Annotated in this window: 18 protein-coding genes; 13 read left to right on the top strand and 5 right to left on the bottom strand. The window is 35.0% G+C overall.

Annotation, left to right across the window (positions count from 1 at the left end):
* Positions 1-128: 128 nt before the first annotated feature.
* Complete coding sequence (gene alr / locus BM212_RS03000) at positions 129-1,298, bottom strand: alanine racemase (protein WP_091896209.1); 1,170 nt, start codon at positions 1,296-1,298, stop codon at positions 129-131.
* Between the two features lie 145 nt (positions 1,299-1,443).
* Between alr and BM212_RS02995 the strand changes: the two genes are divergently transcribed.
* Positions 1,444-1,977, top strand: a complete 534-nt coding sequence (locus tag BM212_RS02995; protein ID WP_091896207.1) for a hypothetical protein — start codon at positions 1,444-1,446, stop codon at positions 1,975-1,977.
* Positions 1,978-2,093: 116 nt separating this feature from the next.
* Positions 2,094-3,431 carry a C1 family peptidase gene (locus BM212_RS02990; protein ID WP_091896205.1) on the top strand — a complete coding sequence of 446 codons (1,338 nt, stop codon included), beginning with the start codon at positions 2,094-2,096 and terminating at the stop codon, positions 3,429-3,431.
* 59 nt (positions 3,432-3,490) lie between these two features.
* Here BM212_RS02990 and BM212_RS02985 read toward each other — a convergent pair whose 3' ends face one another.
* A complete protein-coding gene (locus BM212_RS02985; protein ID WP_072694104.1) occupies positions 3,491-3,790 on the bottom strand; it encodes a hypothetical protein in 300 nt (99 codons plus the stop codon).
* A gap of 112 nt (positions 3,791-3,902) precedes the next feature.
* On the opposite strand from BM212_RS02985, the gene BM212_RS02980 reads away from it, so the two are divergent.
* From BM212_RS02980 to BM212_RS02960, 6 genes are all read left to right on the top strand, one after another.
* Entirely contained in the window at positions 3,903-4,220 is a 318-nt protein-coding gene (locus BM212_RS02980) for a PadR family transcriptional regulator (protein ID WP_091896203.1), read from the top strand.
* Positions 4,213-4,806 (top strand): DUF1700 domain-containing protein, encoded by a 594-nt coding sequence (locus BM212_RS02975; RefSeq protein WP_091896200.1) that lies wholly within the window; start codon positions 4,213-4,215, stop codon positions 4,804-4,806. The genes BM212_RS02980 and BM212_RS02975 overlap by 8 nt, the downstream gene beginning before the upstream one ends.
* Positions 4,803-4,958, top strand: a complete 156-nt coding sequence (locus tag BM212_RS12565; RefSeq protein ID WP_177206286.1) for a hypothetical protein — start codon at positions 4,803-4,805, stop codon at positions 4,956-4,958. The genes BM212_RS02975 and BM212_RS12565 overlap by 4 nt, the downstream gene beginning before the upstream one ends.
* A 343-nt stretch (positions 4,959-5,301) precedes the next feature.
* Positions 5,302-6,849 carry a ribosomal protection-like ABC-F family protein gene (gene abc-f / locus BM212_RS02970; protein WP_091896197.1) on the top strand — a complete coding sequence of 516 codons (1,548 nt, stop codon included), beginning with the start codon at positions 5,302-5,304 and terminating at the stop codon, positions 6,847-6,849.
* 427 nt (positions 6,850-7,276) lie between these two features.
* Positions 7,277-7,945, top strand: coding sequence for a P-II family nitrogen regulator (locus tag BM212_RS02965; protein ID WP_072694107.1), 669 nt, complete (start codon positions 7,277-7,279; stop codon positions 7,943-7,945).
* 20 nt (positions 7,946-7,965) lie between these two features.
* Positions 7,966-9,447 carry a DUF1538 domain-containing protein gene (locus tag BM212_RS02960; RefSeq protein ID WP_091896194.1) on the top strand — a complete coding sequence of 494 codons (1,482 nt, stop codon included), beginning with the start codon at positions 7,966-7,968 and terminating at the stop codon, positions 9,445-9,447.
* 51 nt (positions 9,448-9,498) lie between these two features.
* Here the strand turns inward: BM212_RS02960 and BM212_RS02955 are convergent, their stop codons facing one another.
* Positions 9,499-11,034 carry an AbgT family transporter gene (locus BM212_RS02955; protein ID WP_091896190.1) on the bottom strand — a complete coding sequence of 512 codons (1,536 nt, stop codon included), beginning with the start codon at positions 11,032-11,034 and terminating at the stop codon, positions 9,499-9,501.
* A gap of 280 nt (positions 11,035-11,314) precedes the next feature.
* Between BM212_RS02955 and BM212_RS02950 the strand changes: the two genes are divergently transcribed.
* From BM212_RS02950 to BM212_RS02935, 4 genes are all read left to right on the top strand, one after another.
* On the top strand, positions 11,315-12,064 hold the full coding sequence (locus BM212_RS02950) for an acyl-[acyl-carrier-protein] thioesterase (protein ID WP_091896187.1): 750 nt from the start codon (positions 11,315-11,317) through the stop codon (positions 12,062-12,064).
* 26 nt (positions 12,065-12,090) lie between these two features.
* Entirely contained in the window at positions 12,091-13,080 is a 990-nt protein-coding gene (locus BM212_RS02945) for a LacI family DNA-binding transcriptional regulator (protein WP_091896184.1), read from the top strand.
* 171 nt (positions 13,081-13,251) lie between these two features.
* Positions 13,252-14,634: a PTS transporter subunit EIIC gene (locus BM212_RS02940; protein WP_091896181.1), complete on the top strand. Its 1,383-nt coding sequence runs from the start codon at positions 13,252-13,254 to the stop codon at positions 14,632-14,634.
* Positions 14,635-14,674: 40 nt separating this feature from the next.
* The gene (locus BM212_RS02935) at positions 14,675-16,129 is read left to right on the top strand and encodes a glycoside hydrolase family 32 protein (RefSeq protein WP_091896178.1); all 1,455 of its coding nucleotides are present in this window, start codon (positions 14,675-14,677) and stop codon (positions 16,127-16,129) included.
* 60 nt (positions 16,130-16,189) lie between these two features.
* Here the strand turns inward: BM212_RS02935 and BM212_RS02930 are convergent, their stop codons facing one another.
* The gene (locus BM212_RS02930) at positions 16,190-17,164 is read right to left on the bottom strand and encodes an asparaginase (RefSeq protein ID WP_091896175.1); all 975 of its coding nucleotides are present in this window, start codon (positions 17,162-17,164) and stop codon (positions 16,190-16,192) included.
* A 15-nt stretch (positions 17,165-17,179) separates the two neighbouring features.
* Complete coding sequence (locus BM212_RS02925) at positions 17,180-17,800, bottom strand: MBL fold metallo-hydrolase (RefSeq protein ID WP_218149682.1); 621 nt, start codon at positions 17,798-17,800, stop codon at positions 17,180-17,182.
* Between the two features lie 173 nt (positions 17,801-17,973).
* Between BM212_RS02925 and BM212_RS02920 the strand changes: the two genes are divergently transcribed.
* Positions 17,974-18,444, top strand: a complete 471-nt coding sequence (locus BM212_RS02920; protein WP_091896169.1) for a Dps family protein — start codon at positions 17,974-17,976, stop codon at positions 18,442-18,444.
* Positions 18,445-18,505 lie beyond the last annotated feature (61 nt).

Here is an 18,505-nt window from a genome sequence, read left to right as displayed (position 1 = left end):
GAAATATTCTTAGAGGGTATTTTTACATATAATAACGATAGAAAAATAGTCAACTACTAATTATAATTTGATAATCTCTTATTAATAAATCGGAAAGATATTCAATATTTAAATTTCAAAACGATTAATTAATCCAGTAATGTATTATTTCGGACAACTACATTGCCTTGTTCTTTATAAACACGAGGAATTCTTTTTCCAATTCCACATAACAGTTCATAATGAAATCCGTTCGTCAGCTCAGCCATTGTATATAATGAAGGATAGTGACTGCTTGGATCGCCAAAAAACACAATCTCATCATCTTGCGAGATAGAATCAACTTCGCTGACATCCAGCATGATTTGATCCATACAAATTCTACCGACAATTGGAGCTTTTGCTTTGTTTACAGTTAAATACCATCTATTGGATAACTGTCTGGGAATACCATCAGCATAGCCTAAAAGGATAGTGGCAATTTGCATTTCTTTTTCAGCGGTAAATGTTCGACCATATCCAACCGTGTCTCCTGGATGTATGGTTTTAATAAAAGCTGCGTGAGTTGTTAACTTCATAGCAGGTCTCAGGCTAATAAAACTTTCCATTTTCTTATCTGGGTGATAGCCATATAGAGATATACCTGTACGGATCATATCCAGATGAAATTCAGGAAATGCCAGAGTTGCTGCGGTATTACAACAATGCTTTAACTCAAAGAAGATATTCTGTGTCTCTAGATAATCGGCAATATCCACAAATTTATGAAATTGTTCTTTAGTGAAAGAAGGATCATTTAAATTTTCAGCATCTGCAAAGTGTGTAAAGATACCGGCATTTTTAACATAAAGAGAATCTAATTCTTGCATCACTGCTAGAGCTTCTTCAGATGAACGAACACCGATACGAGACATTCCTGAATCTACTTTTAAATGAATTAGTGCTGTTTTCTGTAATTCTTCAGCTTTCAAACGGATAAGGTGAGCAATTTCTTTTGTAAATACAGTGATGGCAATATCATTTATAATAGCTGTAGTAATTGTTTCTTCTTCAATGGGACTAAACATCAGAATCGGTGTTTCGATTCCGGCATCTCTAAGTTCCAATGCTTCATCTAAAACAGCAACTGCCAGATAATCAGTACCTAAGCTTTCTAATTTTTTGCTAACCTCAACTGCTCCATGACCATAAGCATCGGCTTTGACTACGGACATAAATTTTGTTTTAGGAGAAAGAAACTCTTTCATTTTTTTGTAATTATATTCGATATGATCTAGGTCGATTTCTGCACGTGTAAATCGGTAACTACCATAATTCATTTTTAATCATCATCCTTATTGTTTGTTGTTGTTCATTTTATCATGAAAAGAGTGAGACAATAAGTTAAAAATACATAATTATCGTGATATTGATTTGTTGTTGGTACAATATAGAAGTAATTAATCAAATTAAGGAGCTAATATAATGAAACAATGGATTAATTGGGTGTTGCTATTGATAGCTAGTGTTTCTCTTTCAGCCTGTGCAGATACAGATGCTCCTGAAATTGCACCAGGAGCAAATCAGGAAGAGGGAGAAGAGAGTGCTGAAACAGACGCTCAAATGGCTACACTAAATATAGATTTATATAATAGTGATTCTGAAATCGTAGGAACAGCCATATTAGATGAGGGAGAAGAGAGTGTATCATTAACCTTAAGTCTTGAAAATGTGAATTCTGGAGAATTAAGTGTACAACTCCATAAGAATGGTTCAGCCACTCCGCCTAGTTTTGAGGATGCGGGAGAAGCAATTTCAGGCATAGATACACCAAGTTTAGAAGTTTCTGAAAATGGTGTGATTAATCAGACCTTAGAATTGGAAAATGTATCCATCCTACCTGAAGAAGAAGGAACACTCGCTACTGAGAGTGGTACTTCAATTATCATCCATAGCGAAATGGGAAATATAGAATCAGACAATAGATTGATCGGAGGAGTCGTTTTTCCTCCCCAATAATTATAGAAAACTGACTTATTCTACAATGAATAAGTCAGTTTTTTTATGTGACACCTTGTCATTTTTAAAGCTCTTCGGTATGATAGTACTAATTCATTAAAGAAGGGGAAGTTCAGATGACGATCAACGAAAGTCTTTTAACATCGTACCAAAAGAAATTCAATTCAAATTCAGCCAATCATGCGGTTAAGCAAGCGATTGCTAAAGTAGGTATAGCAGATGCCTCAATTGACAATAATATGTTTAGACGTCATTCATTTGTTTTTTCAGATGAAACGAATAGAGGGGACATCACTAATCAGAAATCCAGTGGTCGCTGTTGGATGTTTGCTGCATTAAATACAGCAAGAGTAGATACAATGAAAAAACTTGACATAAAGACGTTTGAGTTTTCACAAAATTATACACTCTTCTGGGATAAACTTGAAAAATCTAACTATTTTTTAGAAAATATTATCGATACGGTTGAAGAGCCGTTAAACTCTCGATTAGTCCAGCACTTACTATTTGATCCTATTCAAGACGGAGGACAATGGGATATGTTCTCTGGGTTATTAGAAAAATATGGTGCTGTACCTAAATCAGTGATGCCAGAAACCTATCATTCATCTAACACGCGGGATTTGAATAGCTTACTAACTGGAAAATTAAGAGACTTTGCTGCTAAACTGCGTGACGCATATAAAGCAGGCAAAACAAAAGAAGATTTACTTGTGCAGAAGGATGAGTATTTATACTTTGTTTACAATCTTTTAGTCAAAACTTTAGGAGAGGTTCCTACAACTTTCACTTATGAATATAAAGACAAAGAAGATAAGTTCCACCGGATTAAAGATATTACTCCGCAAGATTTTTTCAAAGAATATGTAGCGTGGGATTTAGAAGATAGAGTTAGTCTTATAAATGCGCCTACTGAAGATAAACCTTATGGTAAAGCTTATACTGTAAAATATTTGGGAACTGTAAAAGAAGCAAAACCAGTTACTTATATCAATGTACCGATTGATGTTTTGAAAGATGCTGCCGTTACTGCTATTAAAGATGGAGAACCGGTCTGGTTTGGATGTGATGTTGGTAAAATGCTAGATCGTAAAGCTGGGATTATGGATCATCATGCTTATGACTATGAAGCAACGTTAGGTGACACTATCGAATTAACTAAAGCACAAAGATTGGATTATGGTGAAAGTTTATTAACTCACGCTATGGTTTTTGTGGGAGTTGATTTAGATGAAGATGGTAAACCAATTAATTGGAAAGTCGAAAACAGTTGGGGAGATACTTCAGGAGATAAAGGAATCTACTCAATGAGTGACAAGTGGTTTGAAGAATACAACTATCAAATCACTGTCAGCAGAAAATATGTAGATGAGAAATGGTTAAAAGCACTTAAAGAACCAGTTACAGAACTAGAACCATGGGACCCAATGGGGGCTTTAGCAATGGTTCAGTAATCAAATACAGGATAAAAAGCTATCTGACAAAGGGTAATTAGCCCAGTCAGATAGCTTTTTTAATATATTTCCATATATAGATAAATAGAAGAACCAATTGCACCGCCGATTATAAAATACATTATCATCTGAATGGGTATAAACCATCTAATTTCACTCAAGTTCTTTTCTTTATCTGTGGTGACTTTAGAAAGCAGAAAATAACCGATTCCTACGCTGATTCCAAGTACCGGTAACATAAATTGTACTTGTTGTGGTCTCCATAGACCAAATGCTAGTCCAATAATAAACCCTAGCGATTGTAATAACAGACGCTTTACTTTAGAAATCGTAATCCCTCCTAATCTGGCTTTGTCCATAAATTGTATCATATAAATAATAAAAAAATAGTATGAATAAATATAAAGGAAAAAATAATTGCTTTTTAATACTATGTAATATATAGTATTACGTATAAGGAGGTGTAAAGCTTTGGATACACAGTTAAAAAAAGGATTGATTGAATATTATATTTTAGCAAACCTTAATTATGGAGACTCTTATGGGTATGAAATTGTCAAAACCGTATCATCTCATTTGCCGATTACTGAATCAACTTTGTATCCTATCTTGAAAAGGCTAGAGACCCAAGGTAAAGTCATAACGTATTCTAAAGAGCATAATGGCCGACTTAGAAAATATTATCAGATACAGCAAAATGGGTTAGAGAGTATTCGGGATTTTTTAGAATCTTGGGAAAAAGTTGAAGCGATACATAACTATATTAAAAGGAGTGTAGAAGATGAGTAGAAGTAGAATAGAATTTATTAAAGAACTAAGTAATCAGCTTTCTTATATTATGAAACCGAATGAGGTTAAAGAATTAGTTGACTATTATGATGAAATGATATTAGACCTCATGGAAGATGGTTTAAGCGAAGAAGCTGTAAGCAGGGTGGACAGTCCAGAAAAGATCAAAGAATCTATTAAAGGAACACCTTTAGAAATCAATTTACCAATATCTAAAAAATTCAGTCCTTATATAATCGCTCTGCTGATCTTAGGATTTCCATTATGGGGAAGTTTAGCCTTAGCTTTAGTTCTAGTTATACTGAGTATCTATATAGTGATCTGGTGCGTCCCTTTTACAACTGGTGCAATAGGTTTTGCAGGAGTAGTTGGAGGGATAGTCAGTACAGTGTTGAGTCCATTAGCTCTTATGGACGGATTACACATTGGAATAACACAATTTGGATTGGGACTGCTTTTATTTGGAATAGGGTTGCTTGCTACATTGTTTACGATGAGTACCAGCAGAAAATTTATCACGTTTAGTCAGAATATGACGAATCATCTAAAAAATCAATTATTATTTAAAAGAGGTGTAAACAGATGAAAATCGGGAAAAAGTTTGTAGTTAAGTTGAGTTTAGCTTTTATTATACTAGGAATCACTTTTAGTTTTCTAGGATTTGCTTCATCTGGGTTTGATACAGATAATTATAAGACAAATCAGAATAATTGGTATAGAGTTGTTCGTTTTGATTAATTTGTTTATTGTATGATTGTTGACAAAGTTTTCTTTGTAAGGTATCCTAAATTCAAATTTAAAAGATTGGAGTGTTTTCTAAGCCAATGCGTAACTAATCCTATTATCAGAATGCAAAAGGTCAAAAAAAGTTTGAGTAAGAGCATTATTTTTTGTGCCTTAAACTTGATAGTACAGGATGCAAAACGCATAATAAGTTGGAGAACGGTTTAGGATTCCAGTTTTTTCAAGTACAAATATGCCAACCTGCCTCCTGTTCTGTCAAAAGATAGAATAGGAGGTTTTTATGATGTCTTAATTTTTTGTATGTTTAATCACTTACACAAGAAGGGACAGGATAAAAATGGCTTGGATAGAATTAAATCAGATCAAACATTCAGTCAGAGAGAGAAAATTATTTGAAGCTGATCATTTAACAATTGAACCAGGAGATAGAATTGGTTTGGTAGGAACTAATGGTAGTGGCAAGACGACTTTACTGAATATTATAAAAGGCAATATTCAACCGGAATCGGGCACAGTAAACCGTCAGAAATCGGTATCGCTGCTTCCTCAAATCAAGGAAGTGATAGGGGCAAAAAGCGGCGGTGAAGTTACAGCAAGTACAATTATTTCGATATTAAATGAAAAATCTAAAATTTTATTAGCGGATGAACCAACAACGCATTTAGATATAGAACATGTAGAGTGGCTTGAAAAAGAAATTCTTGCATATCAAGGAGCCTATATGATTGTATCTCACGATCGTGACTTTCTGGATAAAACTTGTAACCAGATATGGGAAATCAGTCATGAACGAATTACAGAGTATGCTGGAAACTATTCAACGTATAAAGAAGAAAAGCAAAAAGAACGGAGACATCAACAGGTTTCTTATGATGTTTACAAGAAAAAGGAAAAACAGTTACTGGAAGCAGTAGAGAAAAAGAAAAATAAAGCAGATAAAATAACGGATGAATCTAAGCATTTCTATTTTCGGAAAAAAGCACAAAAACTTTACAAAACTGCTAAGTCAATTGATATGAGAATGGATCAATTAGAAAAAGTAGACAAACCAGAAGAACCAGAAACGATCAAAATGACAATCCCAAATTCTAGAGAGTTTATGAATAAGTATATAATTCGTGTAACTGACTTTAGTGTACAGGTTCCTAAAAAAAACCTTTGGAGACCAGCAACCTTTTTTATTAAGGGTGGAGAAAAAGTAGCTATCGTTGGACCGAACGGTAGCGGAAAGACAACACTGGTTCAGCGCATAATACATGGCTCGGAAGGAATAGAAAAGACCCCTGCTATGAAAATAGGCTATTTTGCCCAGAACTTAAGTAATTTAAAAGAGAATCAAACAATTTTAGAAAATGTTGCTGAAGAATCAGTACAAGCAGAGACGCTGATCCGCATTGTATTAGCGCAGCTCTTATTTAAGCAAGATGAGGTATATAAACCCGTCCATGTTTTAAGTGGAGGCGAGCGAGTAAAAGTAGCTCTGGCGAAATTAATTGTAGGGGATTACAATACGCTGATATTAGATGAACCGACAAATTTTCTTGATGCCAAAGCAATTGAGGCGTTAGAGACTTTATTGTCAGCTTACGAAGGGAGTGTTATTTTTGTTACGCATGACCGAAGATTTATGAACCAGATCGCTGACAGACTTTTAATCATAGATAATAAGCAAATCAAATTATTTGAAGGAACCTATCGAGAATATCTGCTTTCGGGTCATTCAGAAAAACTGACATCTATTGAAGAAGATTTGATGAGAATTGAAAATGAAATTGCAGCAGTTCTAGGAAAAATAAGTATTGAACCTTCTCAGGAACTGGAAAGTCAGTTTGAAAAATTGATTTTGAAGAAAAAAGAATTGAGTATAAGAGCTAAACATAATTAGAATAGTATTCAAATGTGAGAATCCTGTATTATTCAAGATTCTCGCATTTTTTATACTATTTCAGCTATCCTAAAACATTATTGGTATTATGCAGCTATTTACTTTAGAAACTCGCTTTGAATATGGTAAGCTTATGAAGTAACACTTTTTATTTTATATGTTTTGATACAGCTCTTAGCTTACTAATGTGATATTCCCTCACACTCAGCTAAGCAAATACACGAGAATAACCCGTTCAATCAAAATAGTCATATATTAAAATTCATTGTACTTCTCAATTCAATATTACATATTTTAGCAGACTGAATTTTTTTCAAGACCGCTTGTTGCGGATGGTATGAATGAAAAAGTTGGCTAGGTGGTATCATAAGTATATAGATAAGTTGTTTTTAGTTAAAAGATATATTTGGATGAAAGGAGTAAAAAAATGCAGCAATTAACAAATCATTCAATGGAATTAGTCGTTTGTATAGTAAATCCCAATGAGGCAGATCGAGTAATTGAATTAGCAAGAAAAAAAGGGATAGAAGGCGGGACGGTCTTTTATGGCGAAGGAACGTCAAGTAAAGGCGTATTAGCAGCATTAGGATTAGATACAGTAAGAAAGGAAATCGTTTTACTGATTGCTCCTGAAAAACAAGCAACAGAAGCATTAGACTATATTGCTTTTAAAAAGAAAATGCATGTTAAGAATAAAGGGATTGGCTTTCGTCTATCACTGAGCCAGGTATTAGGAATTTATACTGGCTCCATTCAAGAAAAGATACAGCAAATAGAAGAAAGGGAGTATAAAAAAATGTATCAGGGTATATTCGCAATAGTGAATAAAGGTGAAGCAGAAGATGTGATGGACCTCGCTCAAGAAGCTGGTGCCCAAGGCGGAACAATCATTCAAGCACGCGGTTCTGGTTCCAAAGAAGCTAAAAAGATATTTAATATGGATATTGTTCCTGAAAAAGAAATGATCCTGATTATCTCTGAGCAGAGTCAAGTAGAGCAGATCGTACAAAAAATTAGTCGAGAACAGGATATTAATGAACCGAACAAAGGAATTGTATTCGTAGTCGATCTTAATGAAACACGAGGAATACAATAAATATAGGAAGGTGATTAATAGTGAATGCACTCAAAGAAAGATTTTTTGAAGTCCTGAGAGCAGTGCTTCCTATAGTAATTTTAGTTGTGCTGATTCATTTTATGGTTGTACCGTTACCGAGTTCGGCTCTAGTTGGATTTTTAATGGGAGCAGTTGCCATTATTATCGGTATGACAATTTTTCTAGTGGGGATTGATATTGCCATTACCCCGATCGGAACTAACATGGGAAAAGGAATAGCATTCTCCAATAAAGTAATTGTAGTTGTGCTTGCTGGTTTGATTTTAGGCTTCTTCATTTCTGCAGCAGAGCCAAGTCTAACTGTTCTCGGAAACCAGATTGGAACAGTTACTGGGAATGCTGTTTCGAGTATGTTCATCATAGGAGTTGTCTCAATAGGAATTGCTGTTATGGTGGTTATTGGATTGTTACGGATTGTTTATAGTCTCTCATTGATTTACGTATTAACCATAGCATATGGGATTATTTTTATTCTTTCATTTTTTACATCGTCTGAATTTTTATCAATTGCTTTCGATGCTTCGGGTGCTACGACAGGGTCTGTAACCGTTCCATTCTTGTTAGCTTTATCAACTGGTATTGCAGGACTTAAGAAAAATAGTAAAACCTCAGAAGAGGATAGCTTTGGTCTGGTTGCGATTGCTTCTACAGGGGCAATTCTATCCGTTATGATCGTCAATATTTTCTCTCCAATGGGGGAATTAACAGGATCGTTAGAGATTAGCGTAGGAGCTGAAAGAGGATTTTTTACTAATTTTGGCAGTGAGCTAATTAGTCAAACACTTGATGTGTTTATTGCCATTGCTCCCATAGTCATTATTTTTAGTCTTTTCCAGAAATTCAAATTAAAACTTCCTCGAAGACAGTTAAAACGTATCTGGAAGGGACTAGGGTATGTATTTGTAGGTCTAATTGTATTCTTAGCAGGCGTTAATGCTGGATTTATGAATGTGGGTAGTTTGATAGGATTTGCATTGGCTGAACAAAATTCTATTATTATGTTGTTTGTTGTTGGCTTCTCACTAGGATTTGTCAGCATCTTAGCTGAACCTGCGGTAAGTGTTCTGACAAAGCAAATCGGTAATGTGACATCTGGATCAATTAAACCAGCAGCAATTTTATCAACATTGTCTATCGGAGTAGGATCAGCAATTTTGTTTTCAACTATGAGAGTCGTTATTGAAGGTTTAGAATTATGGCACTTTTTACTTCCGGGGTACCTGCTGGCAGTTGGATTGAGTTTTGTTGTACCAAAAGTGTTTGTAGGGATGGCTTTTGATGCAGGAGGAGTAGCTTCTGGACCTATGACCGCTACTTTCATACTGGCATTTATTCAAGGTGCAGCGCAAGGGACACCATCAGCTGATATTTTAATAGATGGCTTTGGAATGATTGCATTAGTAGCTCTGATGCCAATATTGAGTCTGCAAATATTCGGTCTTATTTATCATTTGCGGTCAATTAAAGTAAATAAGGATTAAAAAACTCACTACAGACTTTTATCGGTCGTAGTGAGTTTTTTTTATTTACATTTATAAAGTAGCTGGGGCTCCAGGTCCTAACGGTAATCCGAATGAGTACCAGATGATCAATAAGACTGACCATGCTATAAGGAAAGCAACTGTGTAGTAAATCATAGTAGAAATGATCGTTCCAAGACCGCTTTTTTTATCATATCTTTGCGCAAATACTAAAATCATAGCAAAGTAACTCATTAAAGGAGAGACAACATTTGAAGAAGAATCAGCAATACGATAAGCCATTAAAGTCATTTCAGGAGCAATATTTAAATTATACATCATAGGAGCAAATATCGGTGCCATAATAGCCCACTTAGCACTAGCAGAGCCCATGAATAAATTGATAAAGGATGTGAATAAAATAAAGGCCAAGATTAAAGGCAGACCGATAAATCCTATATTTTCCAGCAAAGTAGCTCCATTACTTGCAAGAATAGATCCTAAATTCGTATAAGCAAAATAGTCAATGAATTGAGCAGCAAAAAAAGCCAATACCAGATATCCGCCCATAGAACTCATTGATTCAGTCATACCTTGCACAAAGTCGTGAGATGATTTAATCTTTCCAGTTGTTATGCCGTATGCTAAGCCGGGCAGAGCAAATAGTAAGAAAATCATGAATAGTAAACCACTAGATAAGAAATTACTCAAGGTCATTTGACCAGTAGATTCATTAAGTGCTCTAAGTGGTGCATTCTGTGGAATCATTAATAGACCCATAATAATTAAAAAGGCAACTAAAGTAAGTAACGCATATAGTAAACCTTTATTTTCTTTAGAAGATAGCGGTTCTTGAGTAGGTTTATAATCTCCATCGTAAGTTCCTAGTCTGGGTTCCACAAATCTTTCGGTAATGAGAGCACCAACACCAGTTAATACAAAGGTTGATACAAATATAAAGTACCAGTTACCTGTGGTTTCTACTTCATAACTGATATTTGCGGAACTTAAGGCATCGTTTGTAATTCCAGCCAACAAAGCATCAGTAGGACCGAATATCAGATTTGCAGAGAATCCAGCAGAAACACCAGCAAAAGCAGCAGCTAAACCAGCAATTGGGTGACGACCTGCAGCTGCAAACATAATAGCGCCAAGTGGAACGACTACAACATATCCAGCATCTGATGCAATATTGGAAATAATACCAGCAAACACTACCATAGCAGTCAATAACCATGCCGGTACATTACTTAATAGCTTCTTTAAAGAAGAAGAAATCAAGCCAGTCCACTCAGCTACACCAACACCTAACATAGCGACCAGAACAGTTCCTAATGGTGCAAAGCCAGTGAAGTTTGAAACGGCACTGTTGAATATATGTGCCACGCCTTCACTGTTCATTAATGAAACAGCTTCTATTATACCTGCTTCTCCCGTTTCGGGATTGGCCATTGGGGCACTTAGTCCTAAGCGCACTGAAATTTCAGAAATAAAAATAATACCAATTGCAAAAATGATAAAGATGATGACTGGATGAGGTAGTTTATTACCCGCTCGTTCAATCATTCCAAGTAAACCTTTGTTTGTGTTCTTTTCAGAACCACTCATAAATAAATCCTCCTTAATAATGTTTGAACATTATATCTTAAATAGTTTATTGAATAAAAAAGATACTTTAAATATAAAGTACTCTATCGAGTTTAATACAAACAGTGAAAATGATTCAACAATTATCATAATATTAGTTATATTTTTAAAAAGTAAACGTTGACATTCTCATTTTTTTTAATTTAAAATAGTGATAGCTAAAACTTATAATTTAATATCTGGAATTACTTGATGTGTGATAAAATTATAAGTGTAGTTTGAATTGAAAGTAGGAAAAAAGATGGCCGTAAAAAAATATCAAAATACAAAAGAAATTAGTTACTATATGTGTGACCGAACGCATACACTGACATTACCTATGCTTGTGAACTTAATATTAGAAGTTTCCGGAGAACAGTCGGAAGAATTAGGATTAGGCGAAGAGGTTATGCAGGAAAAAGGATATTCTTGGATTATATTACAGTACGAATTCGAGATTGATCGCTTTCCGAAAAATAAAGAGACAATTGAAATTGAGACATACGCCACGGAATACAACAAATTGTTCTGTTATCGTGATTTCGTCATTCGCGACCTGACTGGAAATGAATTGATTATGATTCATTCCACTTTTGCATTATTTGACTTTACTAAAAGAAAAATGGCAAGAATACCGGAAGAAATCGTTGTACCTTACAAAGCAACGTTCAATAAAAGAGTAAAAAGAACACCTAAGCCAGTAGAGATTGACGAAGAAAAAGCTTATTCTAAACCCTTTCATGTTCGCTATTTTGATATTGATACAAATCAGCATGTAAATAATTCTAAATACTTGGATTGGACATTGAATACGCTGGGAGGAGAATTTTTAAGTAATCATAAATTAGTTTATGCAAACGTGAAATTTGATAAAGAAGTCTATGAAGGTCAAGTAATCCAAAGTTATGTAAGTATAACAGAAAATAAAGAAACTAGTTTATCAGCACATAAAATTAGAACAGAAGGCATAACAAATTGCAGTGCCAGCTTTAAGTGGGAAAATAGAACATAGTCGTATTGAGAAAGAAGGGAATAATAGTGGTTACCATCAATGATATTGCCCGACAAGCAGGTGTCGCTAAAAGTACAGTGTCTAGATACTTGAATAATGGATCCGTTAGTTCTGCCACAAGGAAAAAACTAGATGAAATTGTTAAAGAGACTGGCTATACACCAAATACTTTTGCTAGAAGTTTAAAAGCTGCGAAAACAAATATGATTGGTGTGATTATTCCTCGATTAAATTCAGCTTCTACGAACGAAGTATTAAGTGGAATTGATCAAAAAGCCCGAGAAAATGGATACGATTTGATTATTACTAATTCAAATCAGAATATGCAAAGAGAACTAGGAAATATACAAACACTGATTAAACAAAAAGTCGAAGGTATCATTTTACTAGCACGAGAAATTACAGAAAGTCATAGAAAGCTTATTAATGATGCAAATATTCCTTTTCTTGTACTTGGACAAAAAGCGGAAGCAATACATTCAATGGCTTATGCAGATTATGAAGCTGGCTATACTATTGGCCGATATGCGGTGGAATTAGGGCATCGAGATTTTCTTTTCTTTGGAGTTTCAGAGCAGGATAAAGCTGTTGGTTCAGAAAGAAAAAACGGGTTCTTAGACAGTCTTGAAAATGTAACAGAAACTAATGTTACGATTATTGAGACAAGCTTTTCTAAAAGAATAGCTTATCAAGATGCACTGACCTCTCTTCCGAAATCAACAGCTTCATATGTAGTTTGCGCAACGGACAATATTGCAATAGCTGTGTTGAAAGCAGCAGTTGAATTAGAATATTCCATTCCAGAAAAATTTTCTATCAGTGGCTTTGGAGGATATGAAGAAACGGATTATGTTCAACCAACTATTACTACTATGAGCTATCCTTATAAGGAAATGGGTATTCAGGCAGTTGAAAATTTAACTAAGCTATTAGAAGGTACAGATATTCCTTACGAAACTTTGCTTCCTAATGAATTAATTGTAAAAAACTCTACCATAAGAAAGAAGAAAGTCTGAAAAGTATTGGCTTTCTTTTTTTTTGCTTGTAAACAGAACCGGTTCCTGATAAAATGAAAGCGCTTTAAAGGAACCGGTTCTTATTAAGGCTGATCATTTTGATTATGTTACATTATTTTATAAGCAATGATGGAACCGGTTGCTAAAAATTAAAAAGGAGAATGATCAATTATGAAGCACAAAGAAACAATTGATAAGTTGATTGACGTAGTAGGTGGAGAAGAAAATATCAGAAACTTTGAACATTGTGCAACGAGACTGCGTATTATTTTAAAAGATGATAGCAAATTAGATAAAGATAGAGTAGATGAAGTCCCTGAAAGTAAAGGATATTTTTTCAATACTGGACAGCATCAGTTTATATTCGGTACAGGAAAAGTTAATTCTGTTTATAGTGAAATGGAACAGAGAATGGGTGGCTCTTTGTCCGATCAATCTTCAGGTAATTTTAAAGATGATGTCTATCAAAATTTGAGTCCTGTGCAGAAAGTTGTACGCACTCTAGCTGATATTTTGGTACCGCTTATTCCAGCGCTTGTTACAACCGGTTTGTTAATGGGAATTAGAGGATTGATTATTGAACTTGGTGTTCAGATGAGCCCGGACTGGTTAACAATGTTCGAGATGCTTACTGATACTGCTTTTGCTTTTCTGCCAGTATTGATAGCTTTTAGCGCAACAAGAAAATTTGGTGGGAATCCCATACTTGGAATTGTAGTGGGTCTAATGCTGGTAGCTCCGCAATTACCAAACGCTTATTCTGTAGCTGGTGGTGATGCTGAACCTTTGAATTTGCTTGGAGTAGATATTATCGGTTATCAAGGCTCGGTAATCCCCGCCATAATAGCAGGATGGATGATTTCTAAGTTAGAAAAGTGGTTTAGGACTTTTGTTCCTCAAATGATGGATCTAATTGTTACGCCCTTTTTAACGATTGTAATTACAATATCAGTTATGTTATTTTTATTGGGTCCAATTGTTCAGATAGCAGAATCAGGTGTTATCAATAGTATTATTTATCTAATAGAAGCTCCTTTTGGTATTGGCTATATTATATATGCAGGTTTCCAACAAGTAATTACAATTACGGGTCTGCATCATTCAATTAGTATTATTGAAATTAGTTTATTGAATAACAATGGATCAAACGTACTACAAACGCTTGGAACAGCTAGTATGGCAGGACAATTCGGAGCAGCTGTAAGTGCAGCTTTATTAATGAGCAGCAAATTAAAAAAATCTAACGCTTTAAGTGCTAGTGCATCTACTTTATTCGGAATTACAGAACCGCTACTATTCGGAGTAACCCTTAGATCAATGCGCGTATTTATTTCTGGAATGATTGGTGGAGCAGCTGGAGGATTTTTAACATATATCTTGGGGCTTTCTGCAACTGGTATGGGCATTACGTTCATTCCGGGACTTCTATTGTATACGAATAGTATCAGTAGCTTACTTCAGTATTTACTCGTAATTATAGTAGCTTTTGTAATAGGATTTGTTTTAGTCAAACTACAAAGCCGTCCAGTGCATGCTGAATTGAATATGAAGTAACAATCAAATCTGCTAACTAAGAATATGAAGGAATGGGTTTATGAACTTGATAAGAGAAGAATTACAAAAAGGAATCCGAGCTAGACAAAAAGAATTATTGAAACAGGTTGAAATAGACCCATGGAGACTGAAGTACCATCAACAAGCACCAACTGGATGGTTGAATGATCCGAATGGTGTTCATCAAAAGGATGGAATATATCACTTATATTATCAATATTCCCCATTAGAAGCTTCTGGTGGGTTGAAATATTGGGGCCATAAAACCTCTAAAGACTTAGTTTATTTTAAAGAAGAAGAAGTATTTTTGTTTCCTGATCAGAAATTTGACTGTCACGGCGTCTATTCTGGAAGTGCTTTTGAAAGAAATGGGCTTATACATTTCTTTTATACAGGTAATGTCAAGCATATTGGGAAGGAACATGATTATATAGTGAGCGGAAGGGAACAGAATACGGTCCATATGACAAGTAAGGACGGGTTCGCAATTGATACCCGAGAAGTTGTGATTGATGCAAACGAATATCCAGAAGGATTTACACAACATATCAGAGATCCGAAAATCATTGAAAAAGATGACTTGTTTTATATGGTATTAGGTGGACGTACAAGTCAGGACAAGGGTGCCATATTACTATATGAATCGGAGAATTTAAATGACTGGAACTATAAAGGCAATTTACTAGATAACCAGTCGGGTCTAGGATATATGTGGGAATGCCCGGATTTTTTTACATTAAACGGACAAGACATACTATTGATGTCTCCTCAAGGAGTACTAAGAGAAGGATATAAGTTTGAAAATGTCTATCAATCTGGCTTCTTAATAGGCGAAACGGATTGGAGCACATTGAAATTTTTACCGAATACGGATTTTGAAGAATTAGATAGAGGATTCGATTTTTATGCTCCTCAGACATTTGAAGATGAAAAAGGTCGTAGAATTCTCTGGGGATGGATGGGCTTGCCGGATATAGAACCGGAGTATTCAAACCCAACCATTGAACGAGGCTGGCAGCATGCTATGACGATGCCAAGAGAATTAAATATCGAAAAAGGCAAGTTGAAGCAAAGACCGTTGGAGGAATATCGCGTTCTTAGAAAAAATGAATGGTCACAAAGAGTGGACTTAATAGAAACGAATTACACTGTTTCAGAAACAAGTGATGCATACGAAATGATCGTTGATATAGAAAAACCGACTGAATCACTAAAAATTTTCTTGTCTCAGGATGTAAAGATTACTTTTAATGGTAATTTATTCACACTTGAGTTAGGAGAATCAGGATATGGCAGGAAAACGAGGTCTATTGAACTATCAACTTTGACAAGTATCCAATTATTTGTTGATTCATCTTCTCTGGAAATATTTATTAATGATGGAGAGTTTGTTATGACGACTAGAATCTATCCTAATAGTAATCTAAGAGAGATTAAATTTGAAGGTAGCTCTAGGATTCAAGTTAAAAAATGGGATTTAGATGCCACCCAATAAATAAAATAAACCCGCAGGAATCATTGAGCTACTCTAATTCCTGCGGGTTTTACTGTATAGTTACATGATTTCAAAAACTTCGGATATATAATTATGATCAGAAGACTTCTCTAATACGATCAGCAGCTTTAATCGTGCTTTTGGACCACTCAATCCAGGAGCGAAAATGACTCCAGCATTTTTCAATTGTTTCCCGCCACCTTCATAGTCATAAATATCTTGTGCGATACCATTAAAAGCACGAGAAGTGAGAACAATAGGGATATTTTGATCTAATAGTAATTTTATACCGTTCAATGTAGCTGGTGGCAGATTTCCCGCCCCTAAAGCTTCAATAACTACTCCGTCAATACCAGTCTGAGCTAGTGCTTCTAGAAACGCTCCGCTCATACCGGCGTAAGCTGTTAAAAGCGGCACAGTCTTAGTGACTTGTTCAATTGGGAAATACTCTGTTTTAATTAATTTCTGGAAGAACATAACTTCTTTTTTTGAAACAATTCCAATTGGACCAAAAGTAGGAGTTCTAAACGTTGCTACATTAGTGGTGTGTGTTTTCGTTACGTACCTGGCTGCATGGATTTCTTCGTTCATTACGACTAATACGCCTTTTTCAGCAGCATTATCTGACATAGCTGTCCAAACAGCACTTTGAAGGTTCCTTACGCCGTCAGATCCGATTTCATTAGTTGGTCTCATTGCACCAGTCAGTACGATTGGAATGACTGACTCAACTGTTAAATCTAAAAAATAAGCCGTTTCTTCTAATGTGTCCGTTCCGTGAGTAATCACGACGCCGTCGATTTCTTTTGAACGAATTGCTGCATCGATTCTTTTTTTTACGATAAGCATATGTTCTGGTGTCATATGAGGAGAAGGGAGCTGTAGTATATCTTCTTCAGTCAATCGAACTTCTTTATCAAACATATAACTATATTCATTTAAAGGATGTTCGGAACTGGGTTTTACAACGCCAGTACTTTGATCAGTACTCATAGATATCGTTCCGCCAGTATGCAATATTAAAATATGTTTCAAATTATTCACTCACAATCAATTAAAATAAGGATTTGTATGTTTTTCATTACCAATCGTCGTATCTCGACCATGACCAGGATAAACAGTATAATCATCAGGCAATGAAAATAAATATTTCCTTATCCCGTCTAGTAAGACCTCGGGTTGGCTTCCGGGAAGATCTGTTCTACCGACACTTCCTCTGAATAAAGCATCTCCAGAAATGACAAAGTGATTTTCATGGAAAATAAAACTGACACTACCTGGAGAATGTCCTGGAGTTGGAACAACTTCAAAAGTGAATTCATCGATCGTCAGTTTTTGAACAGGTGCAAAAAGCTGTTCAGCTGGATTTGCAGTTACAGTAAATGGATTATTAAAAGATAAATTTGCAATAGGGTCGCCTAACCAGTCTTTTTCTTCAGGACTGATATAGACTGGAATATCATAGTCGACTCGAATGTCTTCAAGAGACCCAATATGATCAAAATGTGCATGAGTTAACAAGATAGCAATAGGCTGAACTTCCAACTCTTCAATTTCGTTTTTGATTTTACTTGTTTCATCTCCTGGATCGATAATAAGTGCTTTATTATCTTTATATACGATATAACAATTTTCTTCAATAGTTCCAGTAACGATTTGTCGTACTTGTATCATTTAGACTTCCTCCCGAAATGCATTTTGAATGTTATATGGTCAAATGATTTCTCTTTATTCTCTCCATTATATCGAATAATGATGGAACTGTCGAAGGAAGACAAATTATTAGACTTTGTGATTAATAAAGCGTATAGTAATAGTAGAATAAATATATAGGAGGAAGTACAATGGCAAATGAAAAAGTAAAAGAATATCTCAATACATTAGTCGCTACTCAAGGATTATTTTATGTGAAACTTCATCAGGCGCATTGGTATATTAAGGGACCGAATTTTTTCTCACTACATCCTAAATTAGAAGAACTTTACGATGATTTAACTGTTCAAATGGATGATATGGCAGAAAGGCTTCTTGCTATTGGTGGAGAACCTTATTCAACGTTAAAAGAGTTTATTGACCATTCACTGATAAAGGAATCTATCGATGATAAGAATTTATCTGAAAAAGAAATGATCCAAAGTGTAATTACTGATTTTGAGATATTAAGAGATGAACTATCAAGCGGAATAAAATTAACAGACGAAGAAAATGATGGTGTATCAAATGATCTGTTGATTTCTCAAAAAACAGAAGTAGATAAAACTATTTGGATGTTACAAGCTTATATGGGACATTCAGCACTGGAAGATAAAAAGTAGAAGTTCATAATGAATCAAGAAAAGAGCATTTCAAGGTTGATAATCCTTGAAATGCTTTTTT

Source organism: Marinilactibacillus piezotolerans, from assembly GCF_900114235.1.
Classification (GTDB): domain Bacteria; phylum Bacillota; class Bacilli; order Lactobacillales; family Carnobacteriaceae_A; genus Marinilactibacillus; species Marinilactibacillus piezotolerans.
This window is presented reverse-complemented; position numbering and strand designations above follow the sequence as displayed.